This window comes from Kitasatospora sp. NPDC088264 (genome assembly GCF_040685715.1).
GTDB lineage: Bacteria > Actinomycetota > Actinomycetes > Streptomycetales > Streptomycetaceae > Kitasatospora.
Map to the genome: position 1 here is coordinate 24421 of NZ_JBFBIR010000065.1, position 19552 is coordinate 43972.

The following is a 19552-nucleotide window of genomic DNA, read 5'->3' on the forward strand; positions in this document are numbered from 1 at the left end:
GCCGGTGAAGACGCCCGCAGCGTCCCGCCCACACTCACCCGTTCTGGAAGGACCACGTCGTGGCCGACACCCTGCCCACCGACTCCGGCTCGAAGCTCCCGCCGGCCTCCCCGACCGACATCGGCAACCTGCCGCAGCTGGTCACCGAGATCACGAAGATCGAGTTCAAGACCTCCGAGGACCTGATGCGCTACGCCAAGCTCACCCGGCAGATCGGCCTGGAGCTCTACATGCGGATGTCCATGGACGCGGATGTGATCGCCGCGATCCTGGGCCGCTACAAGGGCCGCTGGTTCACCTTCGGCGTCCAGTCGAAGGTCCGCGGCAAGCTGGTCGGCGCCCACCTCAAGCTCGGCGCCGAGGCCGTCAAGATCTTCGGCCTGGCCGGGATCAAGATGTACTCCTCCTACATCAAGCACTTCGTCAAGCCCGAGATCGAGGCCAAGGCCAAGGGCGAGCGCAACAAGGCCGACGGCTTCACCATCACTGAGACCAACGGCAAGGGCAGGGCCGCCTGATGGCACGCCGACCCCGCCGCAACGAGCGCTACACCGCCCCCCGCACCTCCACCCGCAACGCGGCCGGCCGCGAAGAGGGCCAGGCCCCGGGCTGGGCCCCCTGGGTCGCGCCCTGGGCGATGGCCCCCGGCGCGATGACGGTCTCCGCCATCGCGCACGGCCTGGTCGCCGGGAACCCGGCCACCATGTCCGTCGCGGTCCTCGCCACCGCCGGCAGCGGCTACGGCCTGACCCGCTACATGCTCAAGCTCGGCACCAAGCTGCCCGCCAACAAGAAGCAGCTCTACACCGCCAACGCGAGCGCCATCACCGCCGGCACCACCCTCACCGTGATGGCCGGCCTCAACGCCCAGTCGCTGTCGGCCTGGGCGATCGGCGGACTCGTGCTCGGCCTGGCCAACAACATTCACCGCCTGGTCGGCGGAGGCAAGGAAACCGCCACCACCAAGGGCGCCAAGTGGGCCAAGGTCGAAGACGCCGTCGGCCTCGCGAAGTTCGAGGTGGAGGGCGAACCCACCACCAACGGCAAGGGCACCGTCGCGGTCACCCTCGTGGCGCAGGAAGGCGCAGCCGGGGAGGACTTCGCCCGCAAGATCCCCCAGCTCGCCTCCGTCCTGCGCCTGGGCCGGGGCCGGATGACCGCGGTCGTCGACCCGGAAGACTCCGCCAAGGTCTACGTCCGCGCCCAGGTCGCCGACCTCCTGGTGTCCGGCGTCGGCTGGGGCGGCCCCACCGCCCCCGGCCAGTCGATCGCCGCCGCCCGCATCTGGGCCGGCCGCTACGACGACGGCGAGGACGTCGAGATCGACATCACCGCCCTGGAGGACGGCGTCGTCAAGCACCTCCTGGTGATGGGCATGACCGGCGCCGGCAAGACCCAGTGGGGCCGGGCGATCGTCGCCGACATCCTCACCCGCACCGAGGTCTCCGTCTGGTACCTCAACACCACCAAGGCCATGCAGGACTTCGGCCCGCTGCGCCACGGCATCGACTGGTTCATCACCGAAGAGGCCAAGGCCAAGCAGTTCTTCAAGCTCCTCAAGAACGTCATCACCGCCCGCACCAACTACCTCGCCTCCAAGGGCCTGGCCTCCTGGCGGCCCGGCTGCGGCATCAACTTCCTGGTCATCTGGGGCGAGGAGGCCGCCGACTTCGCCTCCGACTCGGCCGCCTACGACCACCTGCTGCGCACCGCCCGCTCGGCGGGCATCTGGATCGTCACCTCGCTCCAGCGCGCCACCTACACCAACATCAGCACCGACGCCCGCGCCAACCACGGCAGCGGGATGTGCTTCGGCCTCCAGGACGCCAGCGACGCCGGCTTCGTCCTGCCCGGCGACGTCATCGAGGCCGGAGCCTCCCCGGGATGGGGTGCCAAGAAGCCCGGCTACGCCTACCTGGCCGGTCTGGGCACCGCCGAGGAGCGCTGGGCCAACATCATGCGCGGCCCCTTCGCCACGGCGGAGATGCTCGCCAACGCCGTCACCGACGGCGCCCAGTGGCGCACCCCGCTGGACGAGGTCACCGCCACGGCGGCCGGCGCCGTCTACGCCAACCGCACCACGTACGACACCCCGCTGCTGCCCGGCCAGGTCGACGGCGCGGTGGTCACGCTGCAGAAGGCGCCCCCGGAGATCGAGGAGATCGAGGACATGGACGAGGAGATGGCCCGCAACGAGGTGGAGGAGCTGACCGAGATGTTCGACGCGATCACCACGCTGGACCCGGAGCCGGGCGAGTTCGACCACCTCACCATCGACAGCGAGGTGGAGGAGCCCGGCGACGATGGCGCGATCGAGCTCGGCCACCCCGGCGGCGACGAGCAGATCACTACCGAGGAGGGCGAGGCCCGGATGGAGCAGATGCTCGACCGGTGGATCCGCGAGGGCCGCACCCAGTTCGGGCCCTCCGACCTCAAGGACATCTGGCTGCTGATCGAGGGCAACGGCCGCGCCAAGTTCAACCGGTGGATCAAGAAGATGACCGCCGCGAAGGTCATCGCCCGCGACGAGGAGACCAGTCAGGGCAGCTACGACATCCTCCGCTCGCCCCTGACCGACCTCACCTGACGGTCACTCATGGTGACACTCGGGGCCCGCGTTCTGTGCGGCGAACACCGAACAGTGCGCGGCCCCGGGGCCTTAAGGGAATTCCCGGGTGTACGGCACCGGACAGACCGAAATGCACCGAAAAGTCCCTGGCGAACTGTTCGCCGAACACCCCCGCGAACACTCACGGAAGGTAACCAGTGAGCACCACCCGGACCCCGACCCGGCGCGCCGCGGCCGCCCGCAAGGCGGCCCCCGCCAAGCCCCCCACCCCCCGCAAGAAGCCCGCCCCGGCCGCACTCCCGACCCCCGCCGGCGACCCCGAGACCCCGGCGGGACGCCCCGCCGCAGACCCGGTTCTGGCCGACGCCAGGGACCGCGCCGCCGACATCCGCGACCTCGCCACCGACGACGCAGCCGCCCTCCTGGAGCGCGCCGGCGCCGTCGCGGCCGAGGAAGCCGACGGCCTGACCCGGGCCGCAGACGAGAGCGCGGCGCAGCTGCTGGCCGACGCCAAGGAGCGCGTCGCCAGCATCCTCGCTGGCGCCGAGCAGGCCGCCCAGGAGCTGCGCGAGCAGGCCACCGACAGCGCCCGCACCGAGGCGAACCGGCTGACCGAGGACGCCGCCGAGCACGCCCGGCAGGTCCTCGCCGACGCTGAGAAGCTCGCCGACCAGGTCCGGGCCGACGCTGCCGACGACGCCCGCAAGCACGTTGCCGCAGCCCAGGAGCAGGCCCGCGCGGTGGCGGCCGACATCGCCGCCGAGGCCGCGCAGACGGCCGGCAAGGTGGCCGAGCAGATCATCGCCGGTGCCGCCGACGACGCCGACCGGACCAAGCGGGAGGCCGAGGAGGAGGCCCGGCAGATCCGCCGCAAGGCCGCCGCCGACCTCGCCGAGGTCACCGAGCAGCTCCAGGACGCCGCCGAGCAGCTGGCCCGCACCCGCAGCAGGGTCGACCGCTACCAGGCCGACGCCGAGACGGAACTGGCAGGCCGTCGGGCACTGGCCGACCAGGCATGCCGCGACGCCCTGGCCGCCGCTGACAAGGCCCGCGCCGACGCCGCCACCGACGCCGAGCGGATCCGCTCCACCGCCACCAAGGCGGCCCTGGAGATGGCGGAGCGCACCGAAGCCGAGGCCCAGGAACTGCGCCAGCAGGCCGAGGAGCTGCGCCAGCGCCTGGAGAACTCGGCCCGCGCCGAGGCCGACGAGATCCGGGAGCAGGCGCAGGCCGAGGCCGACCGGCTGCGCGAGCAGACCGAGGCCGAGACCGAGGAACTGCGGGAGCAGGCCGCACGGCAGGCCGCCGGCCTGCGCGAGCGGGGCCACGAAGCGGTCAAGCAGCTGCGGCAGGAGGCCGAGCGCCTGGTCGCCGAGGAGGCCCGCAAGGCGGCCTCGGCACGAGGGCGGGCCGAGGCCGAGGCCGAACGGCTCGTCAACCTGGCCAAGAGTGAGGCGGACCTGATCCGCACCACCGCCGAGGCTGGCGCCCGCGAGGCCGAGCAGCGCGTCCACCAGGCCCAGGAAGACCTGGCCGCGCTGCGCGCCGAGCAGAAGCGCCGTGAGGCCGCCGAGGCCGCCCGACGGCAGGGCAAGGTCCGCAAGGCGTGGCGGTGGTGGCTGGAGTTCGCAGTCCCCAGGCTCCTGCCGCGGATCGTCCTGTGGTCCGGGGTGGTGTACGCCGGAAACGGCGAGCACCACCTGGCCGTGATGGCCGGCGTCGACTACCGGGTGGCCTGGCTGCTCGCGGTCTGCATCGACGTGTGGGTCATCGCAGCCACCCGGGCCAAGGCCCGCAGGGAGATCGTCACCTCGCTCCTGGTGATGCTCCTGTGCCAGATCGCCGCGCTCCTCGCCGAGCTCCACCTTCTCGGCGTCCACCAGACCGGTGACGGAACGTGGCGGGTGGAGTGGGGCCTGGCCGTCCCGCTCGCGATGGTCGTGCCGATCGTCATCTGGCGAGTCCACGCGCTCATGGACCACGGCACCGACGCTCACCCCGCACCCGCTGCGGCGACCGGCGATCAGGGAGCGCTCACGGAGGAGAGCGGCGGCGCTCACGACCAGATCCCCCCGCGCTCACCCGAAGGTCCCGGCATCGAGCCCGGCGCTCTCGGCGAGCTGATCCCCGCACAGGGCGCTCACGGCGAACGCTCGCATGAGCGCGCGATCATCGCAGGTGGGGGGACAGTGAGCGCTCATCCCGCACTGCCCGCGAGCGCCCCGGCGGCAGTGCCCGCTCACGACGCGAGCGCCATGAGCGACGAGGCGCTCGCGCTCTCCCGCCAGGCGTGCGTGCGCCCGCTGTACGACGCTCTCAAGCGCCGCCCGCAGTGGACCGAGATGCGCGACGCGCTCGTGAGCGCCGGGCTCGCCGACGCGGCGATCTCCCGCCCGACCGTCCAGCGCATCCGGGACGCCATCGAGCTCCGGGAACCCCACCTCGCTCCGCCGCGCAACCTGCACTCCGCGTAACCGAGCTGACAACCCGACAACGCCAGCGGCCCCTGGATGAAGAAAGCACCCAGGGGCCGCCGGACCGACCGGTCTCAACCACCGGCCAGCACCTCCCGAACCAGCCGGAAGGACCACCATCATGTCGCACCCCTACATCCCCGAGCAGCCGAACCACCAGAACGCCCAACTCCTCCCCCAGCCGAACATCCCGTTCAACTCCGGGTACGTGATCCTGCCGACCGGCGCCGCCCCGATGCCGGCCTCCGGCATGCTGACCGCGATCGGCCCCGACGGCCAGCTCATCCACTTCGCGGCCACCCCGCCCCAGCCGGTCGCCTACCAGCAGGCCCCGCCCTACTACCCGACGCCGCAGCAGCCCGCCCCGGTCGAGTACGAGTACGCGCCGACCCTGGCCGACTACCTCACCCCGGGCCTGGTCAAGTTCGTGCTCGCGGCCGGCGCCCTCGGCGGCGCCGCCTTCGGCCTGTACGTCCTGCTCCAGGCCCTCATCGCCGCGGCCGCCGTCCTCCAGACCCTCGCCATGCTCGCCGGCATCCTCTTCGGCGGCGTCGTCCTGCTGCGCGCCCTCGGCGCCGCCGGCGGCAGCGGCAAGGTCAACAACCGCATCAACATCGACGTCCAGGCCGTCGCCGGAAAACGCGTCCGGATGCCCCGCCAGCGCCGGCCCCGCCGCTGACCCGGGCGGTCCGCCTCGCCGCCAGCACACCCCCGCCGCACCGCGGCCGACGGGCGTGCTGGCGACGGGGCCGGCCGCCCGGCCGAACCGCAGCGAAAGGACGTCACCATGGCCACCACCTTCGACACCCTGATCCGCCGCTACTCCAAGGACATCGCCTACCTCGCCAGCAGCGACGACGACACCGCCATCCAGATCCCCGACGGCGGCTTCACCCCCGAGCGCTTCACCGAGCTCGTCCAGAGCGCCGCCGACAACCTCTCCATCTTCACCTTCCACGACTGGAGCGAGGAGCTGGGCCAGGCCGCGATGTACCTCAACGACGCCCTGCACGCCGAGCCGTCCGCCCAGCCGGCGTTCCTCTCCCGGGCGCTCGACTGCATCAACGTCGCCGACGTCGCGGCCGAGGACATCCGGCTCAGCTGCTGACCGGTCGCCCGGCCTCGCCACCAGCACGCCCCAGCGGGCGCCTGGTGACGGGGCCGGCCGCCCGGCCGCAAGGAGGAAGCCGTGACCACCGACACCGCACCCGTCACCGCCATCACGATCCCCGCCCCCACCAACCCCGGCACCACCGCGCCCCCGCCCGGCCAGACGCCGGCCACGACCATCGGCCACCTGCCCGGCGCCTCCCCGCGCACCGCCCGCATCGCGGTCGGCGAGCTGCGCGAGCTCCTGGCGGACCTGCCCGACCACGCGCCCGTGCTGATCCTCGTCCCCGGCTGGGACGGCACCCAGGAACTCCCGCTGAAGTGGGCCCACTGGGACGGCGCCCTGGCCCTGGAGACCGACTACAACTACCCCGACTGCTACCAGCTCTTCGACGACGAGCCGGAACACCCCGGCGAGACCGACTGACGGCCCGCCGTGCGCGCCGTCGACCTCGATCCGAGCGGCGAGCACCACGGCGGAACGCCCACCTACCCCTGGCGCTACGCGCCCGACGGCCTCGCCACCCGCCGCCAGCTCCGCAAGCTCGGCCTGCGCCCCGGCGGCCAAGACGTCGTCGCGCAGATGTTCTGCCGCAACGGCCAGCGCGTCGCCTACCTCTACCGCGTCGCCGCCGCCAAGCCGGTCCGCCCGATGACCCCGGCCCGACGCGCGGCCCTCGCCAAGGCCCACCTGGCCCGGCGCACCTGCAAGGTCTGCCGCACCACCTACGAGTACTGCGTGCCGCGCTCGCTCGGCTGCTGCCTGCCCTGCTCCGAACTCGACCACCAGGAGCGCGAGCAGCTCGCCATCCTCGCCGTGCTGGCCGCCTGACCACACCTCACACCGCCTGCAGAAAGGCACTCCCGTGAAGCTCCGCGCCCACGCCGACGTCCTCGCCGAGGCCGTCACCTACACCGCCAAGGCCCTGCCCTCCCGCCACCCCCTCCCCGTCATGCACGGCATGCTGCTGACCACCGGCCCCGAGGGCCTGAGCCTGTCGGCCAGCGATGGAGAGGTCTACACGACCTCCACCGTGGCGGCCGAGATCGCCGACGGCGGCCAGGTGCTGATCTCCGGCCGCCTCCTCAACGACATCTGCGGCAAGCTCCCCAAGGCGGGCGAGGTCGACTTCGAGCTCGCCGGCGCCCGGCTGATCCTGTCCTGCGGAAGCGCGCGGTTCACCCTGCCCACGCTGCCCGAGGACGAGTACCCGACCCTGCCCGACATGCCGGAGGTCGTCGCCTCCCTGGGCGCCGACGCCTTCGCCGAGGCCGTCGGCCAGGTCGCCGTCGCCGTCGGCCGCGACGACACCCTGCCCGTCCTCACCGGCATTCAGCTGCGGATGGACGGCGAGCAGCTGGTCCTGGCCGCCACCGACCGCTACCGAGTGGCCCGGCGCGAGATCACCGTCCACCCGTCCGGCACGCTGCCCACCGCCGCGAAGAAGAAGCGCCGCAAGGGCGCTGACGACCAGGCGGTGGACGCCGCGGTCGCCGAGGTGAACACCGCGCTGATCCCCGGCAAGACCCTGGCCGACGCCGCCCGCGCGCTCGACGGCGAACACGTCCTGCGCCTGCACTGGTCCGACGGCCTCTTCGGCCTGTCGGTTCCCGGCGGCCGCTCATACATGACTCGGCTCCTGGATACCCACGAGTTCCCGAAGGTCGACGCGCTGATGGGCTCCGGGCGCACGCTGACGGTCACCATGCAGGCGGTCGAAGCGGTCGCCGCGGTGCAGCGCGTCGCCCTGGTCGCCGCCCGCAACACCCCGGTCCGGCTGTTCGTGACCGACGGCGAGCTGCTGATCGAGGCCGGATCCGGGGACGACGCCCAGGCGCTCGACCGCATCCCCGCCGACGCCGACGGCGAAGCCGACGGCACCCGCGAGGACGGCACCTACGTCATCGCCTTCAACCCCGGCTACCTGGTCGACGCCCTCAAGTCGCCCGGCACCACCGAGGTGCAGATCGAGTTCGGCCACCCGCACAAGCCCGCCCGCATCGTGGGCCGCACCGGCGAGGCCACCGAGTCCTACCAGCACGTCCTGATGCCCGTCCGCATCGACGGCTGATCCGCCACCACCCACCACACCAACACAAGGAGTCCAACCATGACCGACAACCTGACCCGCCTCGCCACCTCCCCGGCCCACTCGATGGCCACGGTCGACGGCATCGTGACCGAGCGGGCCCGCATGGCCACCAGCTCCGGCACCGCTGTCCGCTTCACCCTCACCGACGAGTCCGGCTCGGTGGAGGTGACCGTCAAGGAGGGCTGCACCGGCGGCCCCGACGCCCTCGGCTACCTCGGCGTCGGCATGTACGCCGTCGCCACCGGCCGCATCGAGTCCGCGGACCACGTCCTGGCCGCCATCGTCCAGTTCGCCAGCCGCAAGGCCACCCGCGAACTGGTGACGCTGACGCTCACCGGCACCGCCGCGCAGGCGCTCAACATCACCGCCCCCAAGGCCATCAGCATCTGACACCCGGTCGGCTGCCGCCGGCCCCGGACCCCGCACCGCGCCCAGCGGTGCGGGACGCCGGGACCGGCGTGGCTGCCCGGTCACCCGACCGCAGCACCCAGGACCCCACGACTCCGGAGAACCCGTGACCCACCCCGCCATCCCCCGCCGCTTCCTCCAACCTCTGCTTGACCTGGCCACCCGCCTGCGAGGAAACCAGCCCCCGCCGCCACCCCCGTACGACCCGGGCGACGACCTGCTCGGCATCTACCTGCCCGAGCCGCAGCCCGCCCCCGAGACCCTGGCCCCGATCGAGCCGGAGTTCGTCCTCACCATCCCCGAGGACGAGGAGGACGGCCCCGGCGACTGGCCGGACGAGGTCGAGTCGGAGTGCGCGCTGGACGGCGCCCCCTACTACGGCACCGGCGTCCTGGGCCGCTACTGCTCCTGGTCCTGCGCGGACGCCGACGCGGACCCCGACTCTGACTCCGACGCCTCACCGGACTTCACCTTCGAGATCACCCTCCCCACGGACCACGAGCTGCGGACCGCCCCCGACGACCCGTGGGCCCAGCCGCAGATGTCGCGCCCGTCGGAGCCCACCACCTGACGCCTCACCCGACCCCGCCACCTCCGGGCCCGGCCGCAGCGCGCGGCCGGGCCCACCACATCCCGGAAGGACAGCACCTCATGACCACCGTGCCCGCCAAGCCCGAGCCCACCTGGTACAAGTCGGCCCGCGAGTTCCTGGACGACGTCGACCGCTTCGTCCGCATCGAATGGCACGGCATGAGCACCCCCGCCAAGACCACCACCGTCTTCGGCATCACCGCGGCGGCCTTCGGCACCGTCGCCCTGGTCCTTGGCGTCGGCTGGGCCGCTGCCTCCCTGCTCGGCGCCCTGCTCGGCCTCGCCCTGCGCATCGGCCGCGGCAGCGTCCACTGGGCCCAGACCACCCGCCCGTGGGAGCAGGCCGACCGCCTGATGCACGTCGTCAGCGACCCCATCACGCACTACCTCGCCGGGCACTCGGCCTCGATCCCGTTCGCGCCCGGCACCCTCTTCACTGGCTGGTGGGTGGCCGGCGTGCTCCTGTGGGTGGGCGCGACCCGCCGCACCGGCCTGACCGGCCGGGCCGTCGCCTGGTCCGTCTGGGCCACCGTGACGACTGCCACCGTCTGGGCCGGCACCGACCCCGGCAGCCGCTGGACCGCAGCCGGAATCGCTGCGCTCCTGCTCGCCCTCGCATCCTGGCCCGCCTACTCCAGCGCCCCGCCCGCCACCAGCTGACGTCCGGTCACTGACGCTGCCCACCAGCCCCGCCCCCGCCCCGGCCCCGGGGCCGCGGACTGGTGCGCGGCGCGGCCGCCCGGCCGGCACCACCACACAGAGAAGAGCCCAGATGTCCGAGACCTTCGAGACCATCCGCTACACCGCCGACGTCGTCGCCACCACCCCGGACGGCCGGGTCCTGCTGATCGAGCGCGGCTGGGCGCCCTTCGAGGGCGCCTGGGCCCTTCCGGGCGGCCACGTCGACCCTGGCGAGACCAGCCGGGCCGCCGCCGCCCGCGAGCTGGAAGAGGAGACCGGCATCCGCGTGGACGCCGCCGGCCTGCTCCAGCTCGGCGTCTGGGACCAGCCCGGCCGCGACCCGCGCGGCCGGTACGTCACCGTCGCCTACCTCGCCGTCGTCCCCGACACCACCACGGCCACCGCCGGGGACGACGCCCGCACCGCCCGCTGGTGGAAGTGGAACGACCTCCCGCAGCAGCTGGCGTTCGACCACGCCGCCATCCTCGCCACCGCCCTCAAGGGAGCACCAGCCGACAGCGCGGTCTGACCGGGCACTGACGCTGCCCACCACCGCACTCCGCCCACCCGGCCAGCCAGGCCGCGGGGGCGGAGCGCCGTGGTGCGCGGCGCGGCCGCCCGGCCGACAGATCACTGAGTCCTGGAGGCACTAACCCATGAACGCCGCCACCACCGACCGTGCCGCCCGCTTCGCCGCCGCCTACGCCCTCCTGCGGGCGGCTGCGGGGATCGGCGATATGTGGGTCCAGACCGACACCTGCGCTCGCATCAAGGGCGCCACCGACACCAGCCCCGTCATCGACCGTGACGAGCAGACCGGCGCTCAAACCGTGCATGGCACCCGCCAGGGCCAGCTCGCTTGCGCACACCATTGCCTGACCTACACCGCCACCCAGGCCGGCGCGCTCCTGATCGGCTCGCGCCTGCTGGGCCTGCGTCTTAAGCCCAGCCGAGTCGCCGCAGCCCTGGCCCTGTCGCTCTCCACCCACTACATCGCGGACAGGCGTGAGCCCTTGCGCCGCCTTGCCGACGCAACGGGCAAGAGCGCGTTCTACCAGCGCCTCTCGCCGATCTGCGGGTCGTTCGAGCTTGACCAAGCCTGGCACCACGGCTGGGAAACCGCTGCCGCACTCATCGCAGCCGCCTGACCGTCCGGTCACTGACGCTGCCCACCAGCCCCGCCCCGGTCTCGGGGCCGCGGACTGGTGCGCGGCGCGGCCGACCGGCCGACACCACGACCGCCAGGAGAACACCGTGACGACTCCTCAGCGCTACCCCGTCACCCCGGGCAGCCCCGTCCCGCACGGCGCCCAGCGCGCGCCGCCGAGCTCGCCCAGAAGGCCGGCCCCTGCAACCTGATCGCCAGCATCGGCGCCGAAGCCTCGGCCACGATCTGGCACCTGCACATCCACCTGGTCCCCCGCGCGGCCGGCGACGGCCTCGCCCTCCCCTGGACCACCAGCACCCAGGCATGACGCGGGGCGGCTGCCAACGCTTCCAGGCCCGGCAGCCGCCCCACCAACTCGCCCACCATCAGATGAGGGAGTCCCACCATCATGGCCCGTCACACCCGCCCGCGTCCCCACCCCGTCACCGACCGCCGCCCGGCCCGCCTGCCGCGCCTGCCCCGCCGCTTCGGCGCCCGGCACTTCCTGTGCACCCCCTGCGACACCACCTGGTCCGGCCAGGAGGCCGACTGCTGGTCCTGCGGCCAGCCCGCCACCACCGAGCGTCCCGCCCCCTCCAGTGCCCTCCAGCAGCTCCTCGCCCCAGTCGTCGCCGCGGACACCCGGCTCGGCCACGACCGCTTCCGCCGCTTCGTCCCGGCGGCCCGGCGGTGACCGCCACCCGCCGCGGCCCGATCGGCATCACCCGGCCCGGCCACGGCCACACCAAGCCCGCCAGCACGGGCGGCGCCCCCAAGCTCCAGCCCGCCAACGCCGACGTCCCCTACCCGGCGCTGCGCGGCGACGAGCCGTGCCGCCGCGCCGACGTCGACCCCGAGACGTTCTGGCCCGAGGGCGCCCAGGCCGAGGAGCGCACCGCCGAGGCCAAGCGCCTGTGCGACGGCTGCCGGATCGGCACCCGCACCGCATGCCTCGCCTGGGCCCTCGCCAACCCCACGCTCGCGGGCGAGGCCATCTGGGCCGGACTCACGGCCGGCGAGCGCCGCAACGCGCTGCGCCGCTTCAAGAAGAACGCCGCCACCGCCACTCCGGAGGAGCAGGGATGACCACCGCGACCATCGACACCGCCACCGAGATGTACCGCGACGGCAAGCCGGTCATCGAGATCACCGCCGCCACCGGCCTGACCGAGCACCAGATCGCCGCGGCCGTCACCTTGGCCGAGCAGCCCGCCGGGCCCAACCTGGACGTCGTCGTGAAGCCGAAGGCCACCCCGACCGGCCCGGCCGCCGACTCGATCGAGGCCCTGCTCGCCTGGGCCGAGAAGCACCCCGCCAAGGGCGTGCGCGGCCAGGCCGGCCGCATCAGGGAGAGCCTCGCCCAGCTGCGCACCCGCCGCGACGGCGACCAGGCCGTCACCGCAGCCGAGGCCGAAGTCCGCCACCTCGAGGAGCAGCTGACCGCCGCGCGGACCAAGCTGCGCCAGGCCCGCGCCGGCACCCCCACGCAGGCCGCCGACTACACCGGCCCCTGGCCCGCCGACCCCACCCCGCAGCAACTGCGCGCCTGGGCCAAGCAGGCCGGCGTCCCCTGCAACCAGCACGGCTCCGTCACCCGCACGGTCGCCGACGCCTACCACCAGGCCCGCACCGCCGCCACGGCCTGACCCTCCACCACCCCGGCGTCTGCACCCGGATCTGTCCAATTGGACACATCCGGGTGCAGACGCCGCCCCATCTCCGAGGAGCACCCAGACCATGGCCCGACGCACCCTGCGCACCATCCCTGTCCACGCCGACGGCAGTACCTGCGACCACAAGGTCAACAGCCGCGGCAAGCCGAAGGACCCGGCCGACCCCTGCACCGGCCGCACCGGCTACAAAGCCACCTGCTCCTGCGGCTGGACCAGCACCAAGTACCTGCGCCTCCTCGCCGACGATGACCGCGCCAAGCACGCCGCCACCCACACGACAACCCCCGCCGCCGCCCAGGCCGCCTGACCCGAGGGACCACGATGACCACCCAGCACCTCACCCTGGACGGCTACCTCCAGGAGAGCCCGCGCCTGTCCACCGCCCCCGACGGCCACACCGTCCTGCGCTGGCGCCTGCTGCTCCCCCTCGCCGACGACCAGGGCGACTACTCCCTCATCACCTGCCTGCTGCCCGACCCGCGCCTCGGCGACGACGACAGCGACGGCGCCCACTACGCCGCCGCCTACCCCGCCGGCACCTACGTCCAGGTCACCGGCCACCTCCACCTCCCCACCCCCGACGAGCCGCAGCTGCTCCTGGTCGCCGCCGGCCTCGCCACCGTGGAGGACCCGGCCGACGAGCCGATGCCCGCGAGCGCCACCGTCCACCAGGTGCTGCCGTACGGCCCCTACATCTGCGCCAGTGTCACCACCCCCGCCGACGGGACCTGGTGGCACCTGTGGGACAGGGGCGGCCGCTTCATCGGCCAGGCCCGCGACATCGACCTCCTGGGTGGCGTCATCGCCACCTACCAGGCCGGCGCAAGCGACTGACCAGACCCACCAAAGACGAAGAGCCCGCCCGGCATCAGCCGGACGGGCTCTTCGTCGTTTCAGCGCCTAACCGACAGCAGCCGCTACCTGGTCCGGGTGCAGCCTCTCGACCAAGAGGTCGGTCAGGTCATCCAGATGATCCGGCATGTGCTCGAACAGCAGCCGGTACACCGCCAGCGGATCACCCCACGGCATCGCCGGAGCCCCGGACTGCTGCTCCTTGCGGGCCGGAGGGACAGAGGCAGCCTTCTTCCGGGCCTTCTGCGGCTTCGTGGATCCCGCCTGCTGAAGACTGGCGCGTACGGCTTCCTGAGCTGCCTCCTGCATGGCAGACCCACGATCCTGCGGGAGCGCGTCCGGTAGTGCGTCACGTGCGGCAGCCACCATCACGGCAGTGACACGAGCGCCCTGTTGGCCGGCTTCAGCTACCACTGCGGCATACAGCTCGGCGGCCACTTCCCGGCTGTGCTTCTCCTCGGCCCCCAGCAGTTCCCGCACCTGGCCCTCGTTCGGCGCGATGTGTCCAATTGGACACATCGCAACCGCCGCATTGGCCAGGGGCCACCCGTCGCGCCAGCGCTTCGTCTGCCGGTACTTCTTGCCGACCTTGTCCTGCACATAGGCGTCCAACGTCGGATGCGACTTGCGGTGCAGTCGCTGCTTGGCCATCACGTCCAGAGCCCGGCCGATCGTCCACACCGAGGCGTCCGCCGCGCCCTGCGCCGCCTCGATCGCTCCGTCGCACGCGGCCCGCAGTCGAACCTGATCCTCCGTCAGCTCCGAATTGTCATCCTCGGCCACCGCGTCCAGTTCGGATGGGTCGGGAAGCGCGTTGCCCAGGGCAGCCACCGCAGCGACGGCCGCGCCCGGGTCCAGCCGCGCCGCGACGATGGCCGCGGCCCGCGGGTCGGTGCCGATGACGGCCTGGCCCACGCCCTCCGGGTCCATCTCCACCAGGGCAAGCGCGGCCTGCACGGGAGAGACATCGGACGCCACCGGGCCCTGCTCGGGCTGGCCATCGGAAGACTGGCCCTGCGCCTGGCGAAGCTCGAACTCGGCGACCTTTTCGGCCCGGGTCTTCACCTTGGGCGGCTCGCGATGCTGGGGGAACTCGGCGGGACGTCGGGTGCGGCTGCTCATGCGCAGAGCTCCAGGGCAAGGTCGCGCATAGCCTGCGCGAGGTCACTGTCGGGGGCGTAGTCGAGCAGAGGGATGGCGTAGTCCGCGGACTCGCGTCCCTCCTTGAGGTCCTTGAACACCGCGATCACCGAGGGGTTGGAGCGCTCCTTCCAGAGGTCGAAGTTCTTGGTGACCGTGGCGCCCCGGCGCGCGTCGTAGGCGTTGACGACCAGACCGAGCTGGTCGATCGTCACGCGGTTCAGCTCGACGGCGGCTTCGATCTGGCGGTTCAGCATCCGATAAGCCTTGTGGCTGGACTGGTCGGCCCAGACAGGGATGAGGACGCCGGACCGGTTGGCCCGCTCGCCGTCCCGCCGGCGGACGAAGTTGATGGCGACGTCCATGCCCAGGCCAAGGCTCGGGGGGCCGTCCAGGATGATGACGTCGTAGTCCGGTTCGACGCTCTCCAGGGCCCGCTCCAGGCAGGTGTCCCGGCCGTGACGCATCACCGCGAGCTCGGCCTCCAGCAGGAAGGCGTCATCGCAGGCGGGCAGGACGTGCAGCCGCTGCCCGAATCGCTCCTCGTCCAAGGCGATCAGCAGGTCGCGGATGTCGCGCTTGCTCTTGCCCAGCATGTGGGTCAGCAGGCTGTCGTCGCCGTCCTCGATGCCATCCAGGCCGAGGCGGGAGGTCAGGTGCCCCTGCGGGTCGTAGTCGATGAGTAGGACCCGATAGCCGAGCTCGGCCAGCGCCTGGGCCAGCCCGCTCGCCACGAAGGTCTTCCCCACCCCGCCCTTCTGGTTGGCCACCAGGATGCGCTGCGCCGGCTGCGCTATCAGAGGGGTCGCCGGCGAAGGGTGGGCCTCCAGCCACAGCTCGACCGCCTGGGCGAAGCCCTGCACCTTGGTGATGCTCCGGGTCGCGCACTCTGCTGCGAACCGTTCCGGGCCGCCGCCCGGAAGCATCACGCCCCAGCTCCTGGCGCCCGTCGTCTCCACCGTCTCGGTAGCTGGTGTCTCGTACCAGCGGCTTACGGCGTGCTCTGCGGCGTCCTGCACGTTCATTCCGCACTCAGCCGACCGGACCTTCAGTCTCCGGCGAAGCTGCGGTGTGATGTTGACAAGCAACTTTTCGCGTTGCTCGCCAGGGATTGAGATGGTCATACCGAGCAAATTACCTGCTCCGCCCCAGGGGATCTCCCACCGCCCCCCGGCGTGTCCCGGCTCGAACCGGTGCCAGCGGCGAAGAGGCTCGGTACAAACTCGCGAACTTACCCAGATGGAGCGCCAACTGACGTAGCGTCGAAGACCAATACGGAGATCGAAGGGGGCGTTGTGGCAAAGCGGCAGCATCTCGACTGGGCCAAGGAGTACGCGGGGCAGGCGAAGGTCGCGGTGGAGAAGGTCACCGATCCGGGCCATCGGGCGATCACCCTGGCCTTGCTCGCCTTGACCGAGGCGGTGCTGGAGACTGGCTTCGACGTCGACGCCGTCCGCTCCGAGGTCAACGGACTGCGGGACGACGTCCGCGATGTCATGGCCGACCGCGAGTAGGTGCCCAGTACCGCCGGATACGCCGCTGGCCCGACCCCGCAGAGGGATCGGGCCAGCGGCGTATCCGACAGCGGGGTCAGCCGCCCCAGACCATGCCGAGCTGATCGAGCTCGGCGACCTGCTCCTCGGTCAGCTTCGCGCGCCGCGCACGGGCGTTGTGGACCCAGGTGCCCAGACTGACCAGCGCCTCGCCCAGGGGCTCCTTGTGCGGGCGCGGGACACGCAGGTGACCCTCACGCTCGACGAAGGCCCGCGCGGCGGCCAGGCCGTCCGCGAAGCGCTGCGCGTTGCTGCGCTTCGGTGCCTTCGCCGCCCGCGCCGCGACCGCTGCTTCGTCCGGCCCGATGCCGATGGCGTCCAGGAGCTCGCGCTGCCCGTCCGTCAGCTCGGCCCAGCCGGCCCGCTGCGCCAGCACCCACCGGCCGAGCGCCTCGCCCTGGAAGGTGACGTGGTCGGCCATCTCCTCCACCCAGTTCACCGTCCCGCTGGACTCCTCGGCGTACAGCCGCGCCGCGGTGTAGAGGCGCTGCCACGGGATCGGCCAGGCCGGGCACCAGTGGGGGTCGATGGCTTCCAGCGCGGCCCGGCGGGAGTCCATCAGCGCACCGGCCTGCCCGCGCTCCAGACCGGCCGCAGAGCGCTGTGTGGAGAGCCAGCGGCCCACCAGGTAGCCGCCCTGGGCCGCGGCCAGGGGAGCGGCCAGGCTGCCCCCGTGCTCGGCCGCCCAGGCGGCCGCGTACTCCAGCCCGGTCTCGAAGGCCAGCTCGTGCATCGACCAGACCATGCCCATCTCGTCCAGCTGGTCGACGCGGAAGCCCACCATGCGGCCGGCGGCGAACTCGCGGCGCTGATCAGCGATCCACTGCCCCAACGGGAACTTGTCCTCGGTCACCCAGGTCACCGGGACCACCAGGTCGTCGTGCTCCTCGAACCAGGCCCGCGCGGCCTCCAGGCCCCGCCGCCAGAGCAGCGACTGCGGCGACAGAACCCGTACCTGGACGAACAGCGCCAGGGCGTCCGCGCCGATCGGCTCGGTGAACTTCACCGGCAGCGTGAACGCCCCCTCCTCGCCCTCGCCCGCGCCGCCGGCACCCAGGCCCTCGCGGTGCGCCACCGAGCGGCCCTTGGTGCGCTTGCCGGACTTCTGCGGCACCGCCAGCTGCTCCACCAGGTCGGAGTCGTGGGCCCGCAGCGCGGCCAATACGCGGATCAGCGGACCGTACGACCGGGACGTGAGCAGGTCCCCCGGCTCCTCGCCCTGGCCCAGGAAGATCGGCACGATCAGGCTCGCGAGCTTCCCCTCCCCGGGCTTCTTCCGCAGTGCCCGGCCGACCGCCTGGACGATGTCGACCATGCTCCCGCGCGGGTCGATCAGGGCCACAGCGTCTACCGCCGGGATATCAATTCCCTCCCCCAGAACTCGACAATTCGCCATAATGGCCCGTCCCATCGGCTTTCCATCGGAATCCAGCTCCGCACCAAATTCCGCGATGAGGGACTTCCGGTACTCTGCCTCATGCTCGCCGCAGAGCCAATCCGACCACACCGAAGCCGGGTAGTGCTCCGGCTTCTCGCGGTGCAGACGCTCCGCCGTCTGGGAAAGCGTCTCGGCGAAATAGCGCGCTTCCAGGGTGCGATTGTGGAACGTAATCACCTTGCTCAAGTTGTTCTCCTCGGCCGCCTTGAGCAGCGCGGCCTGGACGGCCGCCACGCGGGCCGGCCGCACGCCCTCCTCGCCCGAGCCGTCCCCCGCGCCGACGCCCATCGGGATCGGCACCCGCCCGGCCTGATCGGGGTGTGACGTGGGATCAAGCAGCTCCAGCACCAGGATTTGGAACGGCGCCAACAGCTCCATGTCCACCGCGGTCGCCAGCGAGAGGCGATAAAGAACAGGCCCGTACAGGTCGAAATCGTCCATGGAGAAGACGAGTTCGCCCTTGAGCGGCTGGAAGGCGTCAGGGCGACCCCGGAAGGCCGGCGGCTCGTACGCCCGCGGCGTCGCCGTCATGTACAACCGCCCGGCCGCCGGGATCCTGTGGTCCAGGTGCACGATCCCCCACGCCTTCTGAGCCTCCCCCGAAGACCGGTGCGCCTCATCGCAGACCATCAGGTCCCACCGCCCCGGAGGCTGGATGTACCCCACCTCCAGGTCGTGCGCGTCCGCGATGACCCCGGCCGAGGTGTAGGTGCAGAACACCGTCACCGGCTCCTGCTCGCCGGCCTCGCTCAGCCACCACGCCAACCGGACCGGATTGGTGGTCGCCCGCACGCCCAACGGCAGGTCAGCCTCATCCAGCGAGCACACCGCGATCATCGTCCCGCCCCGCCCGGCCTCCCGCCAGGACCCGATCATCTGGGCCACCAGCTCCAGCGTCGGCACCACCACGATCACCCGCCCGCGCGGCGCCAGACGCTGCGCGGACACCGCCCCCACGAAGCTCTTGCCGGTACCGCAGGCCATGACGACCTGCCCCCGGACGCAGGCCGGCCCCTCACCTCCCGGACGGGGCGTCAGGCCCCGCACGATGGCGTCCACCGCCTCCACCTGGTGCGCCCGCAGCTCCACCCCGGCCATCTCCACAGTGGCCACCGTCTCCGGCTTGACGACCTTCACGTGCGTTCCCCTCAGTCTTCTCGCGGACCGGGACTCCGGCCCCATTCCAAAACCTGAAGCCCGGAATTCTGATACAGCCGGGCCGTTCTTTGCGATACCGTCCCCTAGAATGAGCGAAGCGCATTCACGCGGGAGAATCAGGCTGGACCCACACCTATTCGGCTTCGGTCGGTCCCGGAGAAGCATCGGAGCGGGGATGCGGTCTCCCATGGCTCCAATCTACTGGAGCTGCTAGACTTGATACACGCACTCTGGAGAGTCACCCTGCCAGGGTAGCGCACCCGACCACTCGCCGTCAGTCCCAACTGCTCGATACGCCCGAACGAGTGACCCGACGGCCCGCGCCCAAAAGGCTGGCCCGCCCCTGACTCCCAGTCAGCCTGTAGTGAGATCAGCCAAAAGACCAGTTCAAGCCCATGATGAGAGGTCAGCCACTGCGGACTGTCGGAGCGAAGCGGAGCAGTCCGAGGCCGCGCGCGAAGCGCCGGCCGCCCCGGCAAAGCCGGGGCACGGACACGCGGAGCGGGTCCGCCGATCGGCCAACGGCCGATCGCGAACGAAGGGCCGAAGGCCCGAGGGACCCGCCCCGCGGGTGGAGTCGGCGTGCAGCCCGGAGACGAAGACGATGCCCGCCACGCCCCGGTCGACCAGCATCTCGACCAGTTCGTCCTCGGTGGACCCGCCCG

The 19552-nt window shown here is 72.2% G+C and carries 22 protein-coding genes; 19 read left to right on the top strand and 3 right to left on the bottom strand.

Annotated features, from left to right (window positions below; all coding sequences use genetic code 11):
• The first annotated feature begins 59 nt into the window (after nucleotides 1–59).
• From AB0O82_RS32680 to AB0O82_RS32765, 18 genes are all read left to right on the top strand, one after another.
• Nucleotides 60–518, top strand: a complete 459-nt coding sequence (locus tag AB0O82_RS32680) for a hypothetical protein (protein ID WP_363587694.1) — start codon at nucleotides 60–62, stop codon at nucleotides 516–518.
• Nucleotides 518–2587, top strand: a complete 2070-nt coding sequence (locus tag AB0O82_RS32685) for a hypothetical protein (protein ID WP_363587696.1) — start codon at nucleotides 518–520, stop codon at nucleotides 2585–2587. Before AB0O82_RS32680 ends, AB0O82_RS32685 begins: the two co-directional genes overlap by 1 nt.
• A gap of 179 nt (nucleotides 2588–2766) precedes the next feature.
• The gene (locus tag AB0O82_RS32690) at nucleotides 2767–5043 is read left to right on the top strand and encodes a hypothetical protein (RefSeq protein WP_363587698.1); all 2277 of its coding nucleotides are present in this window, start codon (nucleotides 2767–2769) and stop codon (nucleotides 5041–5043) included.
• A 121-nt stretch (nucleotides 5044–5164) separates the two neighbouring features.
• Complete coding sequence (locus AB0O82_RS32695) at nucleotides 5165–5722, top strand: hypothetical protein (RefSeq protein ID WP_363587699.1); 558 nt, start codon at nucleotides 5165–5167, stop codon at nucleotides 5720–5722.
• Nucleotides 5723–5830: 108 nt separating this feature from the next.
• Entirely contained in the window at nucleotides 5831–6151 is a 321-nt protein-coding gene (locus AB0O82_RS32700; protein ID WP_363587701.1) for a hypothetical protein, read from the top strand.
• Nucleotides 6152–6232: 81 nt separating this feature from the next.
• Nucleotides 6233–6580, top strand: coding sequence for a hypothetical protein (locus tag AB0O82_RS32705; RefSeq protein WP_363587703.1), 348 nt, complete (start codon nucleotides 6233–6235; stop codon nucleotides 6578–6580).
• Between the two features lie 9 nt (nucleotides 6581–6589).
• Entirely contained in the window at nucleotides 6590–6985 is a 396-nt protein-coding gene (locus AB0O82_RS32710; protein ID WP_363587705.1) for an RRQRL motif-containing zinc-binding protein, read from the top strand.
• 34 nt (nucleotides 6986–7019) lie between these two features.
• Entirely contained in the window at nucleotides 7020–8225 is a 1206-nt protein-coding gene (dnaN, locus tag AB0O82_RS32715) for a DNA polymerase III subunit beta (protein WP_363587707.1), read from the top strand.
• Between the two features lie 39 nt (nucleotides 8226–8264).
• Entirely contained in the window at nucleotides 8265–8636 is a 372-nt protein-coding gene (locus AB0O82_RS32720) for an OB-fold nucleic acid binding domain-containing protein (RefSeq protein WP_363587709.1), read from the top strand.
• Between the two features lie 124 nt (nucleotides 8637–8760).
• Nucleotides 8761–9225, top strand: coding sequence for a hypothetical protein (locus AB0O82_RS32725; RefSeq protein ID WP_363587711.1), 465 nt, complete (start codon nucleotides 8761–8763; stop codon nucleotides 9223–9225).
• Nucleotides 9226–9305: 80 nt separating this feature from the next.
• Complete coding sequence (locus tag AB0O82_RS32730) at nucleotides 9306–9905, top strand: hypothetical protein (RefSeq protein ID WP_363587713.1); 600 nt, start codon at nucleotides 9306–9308, stop codon at nucleotides 9903–9905.
• Between the two features lie 112 nt (nucleotides 9906–10017).
• Nucleotides 10018–10455 carry an NUDIX hydrolase gene (locus AB0O82_RS32735; RefSeq protein ID WP_363587715.1) on the top strand — a complete coding sequence of 146 codons (438 nt, stop codon included), beginning with the start codon at nucleotides 10018–10020 and terminating at the stop codon, nucleotides 10453–10455.
• 127 nt (nucleotides 10456–10582) lie between these two features.
• Nucleotides 10583–11074, top strand: a complete 492-nt coding sequence (locus AB0O82_RS32740) for a hypothetical protein (RefSeq protein WP_363587717.1) — start codon at nucleotides 10583–10585, stop codon at nucleotides 11072–11074.
• Between the two features lie 408 nt (nucleotides 11075–11482).
• Nucleotides 11483–11767: a hypothetical protein gene (locus AB0O82_RS32745; RefSeq protein WP_363587719.1), complete on the top strand. Its 285-nt coding sequence runs from the start codon at nucleotides 11483–11485 to the stop codon at nucleotides 11765–11767.
• Entirely contained in the window at nucleotides 11764–12159 is a 396-nt protein-coding gene (locus AB0O82_RS32750) for a WhiB family transcriptional regulator (protein WP_363587720.1), read from the top strand. The genes AB0O82_RS32745 and AB0O82_RS32750 overlap by 4 nt, the downstream gene beginning before the upstream one ends.
• On the top strand, nucleotides 12156–12719 hold the full coding sequence (locus AB0O82_RS32755) for a hypothetical protein (protein WP_363587722.1): 564 nt from the start codon (nucleotides 12156–12158) through the stop codon (nucleotides 12717–12719). Before AB0O82_RS32750 ends, AB0O82_RS32755 begins: the two co-directional genes overlap by 4 nt.
• A gap of 91 nt (nucleotides 12720–12810) precedes the next feature.
• On the top strand, nucleotides 12811–13053 hold the full coding sequence (locus AB0O82_RS32760) for a hypothetical protein (RefSeq protein WP_363587724.1): 243 nt from the start codon (nucleotides 12811–12813) through the stop codon (nucleotides 13051–13053).
• Between the two features lie 14 nt (nucleotides 13054–13067).
• A complete protein-coding gene (locus AB0O82_RS32765) occupies nucleotides 13068–13580 on the top strand; it encodes a hypothetical protein (RefSeq protein WP_363587726.1) in 513 nt (170 codons plus the stop codon).
• Nucleotides 13581–13646: 66 nt separating this feature from the next.
• On the opposite strand, the gene AB0O82_RS32770 is transcribed toward AB0O82_RS32765, so the two are convergent.
• Both AB0O82_RS32770 and AB0O82_RS32775 read right to left on the bottom strand, forming a co-directional pair.
• Complete coding sequence (locus tag AB0O82_RS32770; RefSeq protein ID WP_363587728.1) at nucleotides 13647–14720, bottom strand: hypothetical protein; 1074 nt, start codon at nucleotides 14718–14720, stop codon at nucleotides 13647–13649.
• On the bottom strand, nucleotides 14717–15862 hold the full coding sequence (locus tag AB0O82_RS32775) for a ParA family protein (protein WP_363587730.1): 1146 nt from the start codon (nucleotides 15860–15862) through the stop codon (nucleotides 14717–14719). The genes AB0O82_RS32770 and AB0O82_RS32775 overlap by 4 nt, the downstream gene beginning before the upstream one ends.
• A 171-nt stretch (nucleotides 15863–16033) precedes the next feature.
• Between AB0O82_RS32775 and AB0O82_RS32780 the strand changes: the two genes are divergently transcribed.
• Nucleotides 16034–16252 carry a hypothetical protein gene (locus AB0O82_RS32780; RefSeq protein ID WP_363587732.1) on the top strand — a complete coding sequence of 73 codons (219 nt, stop codon included), beginning with the start codon at nucleotides 16034–16036 and terminating at the stop codon, nucleotides 16250–16252.
• A gap of 76 nt (nucleotides 16253–16328) precedes the next feature.
• Here the strand turns inward: AB0O82_RS32780 and AB0O82_RS32785 are convergent, their stop codons facing one another.
• Nucleotides 16329–19076, bottom strand: coding sequence for a Helicase associated domain protein (locus tag AB0O82_RS32785; protein WP_363587734.1), 2748 nt, complete (start codon nucleotides 19074–19076; stop codon nucleotides 16329–16331).
• Nucleotides 19077–19552: the final 476 nt, after the last annotated feature.

Bases quoted from the DNA above. Each gene is read 5' to 3' on its own strand.
- AB0O82_RS32685 (WP_363587696.1), top strand. From the start codon at position 518: ATGGCACGCCGACCCCGCCGCAACGAGCGCTACACCGCCCCCCGCACC.
- AB0O82_RS32695 (WP_363587699.1), top strand. From the start codon at position 5,165: ATGTCGCACCCCTACATCCCCGAGCAGCCGAACCACCAGAACGCCCAA.
- AB0O82_RS32700 (WP_363587701.1), top strand. From the start codon at position 5,831: ATGGCCACCACCTTCGACACCCTGATCCGCCGCTACTCCAAGGACATC.
- AB0O82_RS32720 (WP_363587709.1), top strand. From the start codon at position 8,265: ATGACCGACAACCTGACCCGCCTCGCCACCTCCCCGGCCCACTCGATG.
- AB0O82_RS32730 (WP_363587713.1), top strand. From the start codon at position 9,306: ATGACCACCGTGCCCGCCAAGCCCGAGCCCACCTGGTACAAGTCGGCC.
- AB0O82_RS32735 (WP_363587715.1), top strand. From the start codon at position 10,018: ATGTCCGAGACCTTCGAGACCATCCGCTACACCGCCGACGTCGTCGCC.
- AB0O82_RS32740 (WP_363587717.1), top strand. From the start codon at position 10,583: ATGAACGCCGCCACCACCGACCGTGCCGCCCGCTTCGCCGCCGCCTAC.
- AB0O82_RS32745 (WP_363587719.1), top strand. From the start codon at position 11,483: ATGGCCCGTCACACCCGCCCGCGTCCCCACCCCGTCACCGACCGCCGC.
- AB0O82_RS32755 (WP_363587722.1), top strand. From the start codon at position 12,156: ATGACCACCGCGACCATCGACACCGCCACCGAGATGTACCGCGACGGC.
- AB0O82_RS32760 (WP_363587724.1), top strand. From the start codon at position 12,811: ATGGCCCGACGCACCCTGCGCACCATCCCTGTCCACGCCGACGGCAGT.
- AB0O82_RS32765 (WP_363587726.1), top strand. From the start codon at position 13,068: ATGACCACCCAGCACCTCACCCTGGACGGCTACCTCCAGGAGAGCCCG.
- AB0O82_RS32770 (WP_363587728.1), bottom strand. From the start codon at position 14,720: ATGAGCAGCCGCACCCGACGTCCCGCCGAGTTCCCCCAGCATCGCGAG.
- AB0O82_RS32775 (WP_363587730.1), bottom strand. From the start codon at position 15,862: ATGACCATCTCAATCCCTGGCGAGCAACGCGAAAAGTTGCTTGTCAAC.
- AB0O82_RS32785 (WP_363587734.1), bottom strand. From the start codon at position 19,076: ATGGGAGACCGCATCCCCGCTCCGATGCTTCTCCGGGACCGACCGAAG.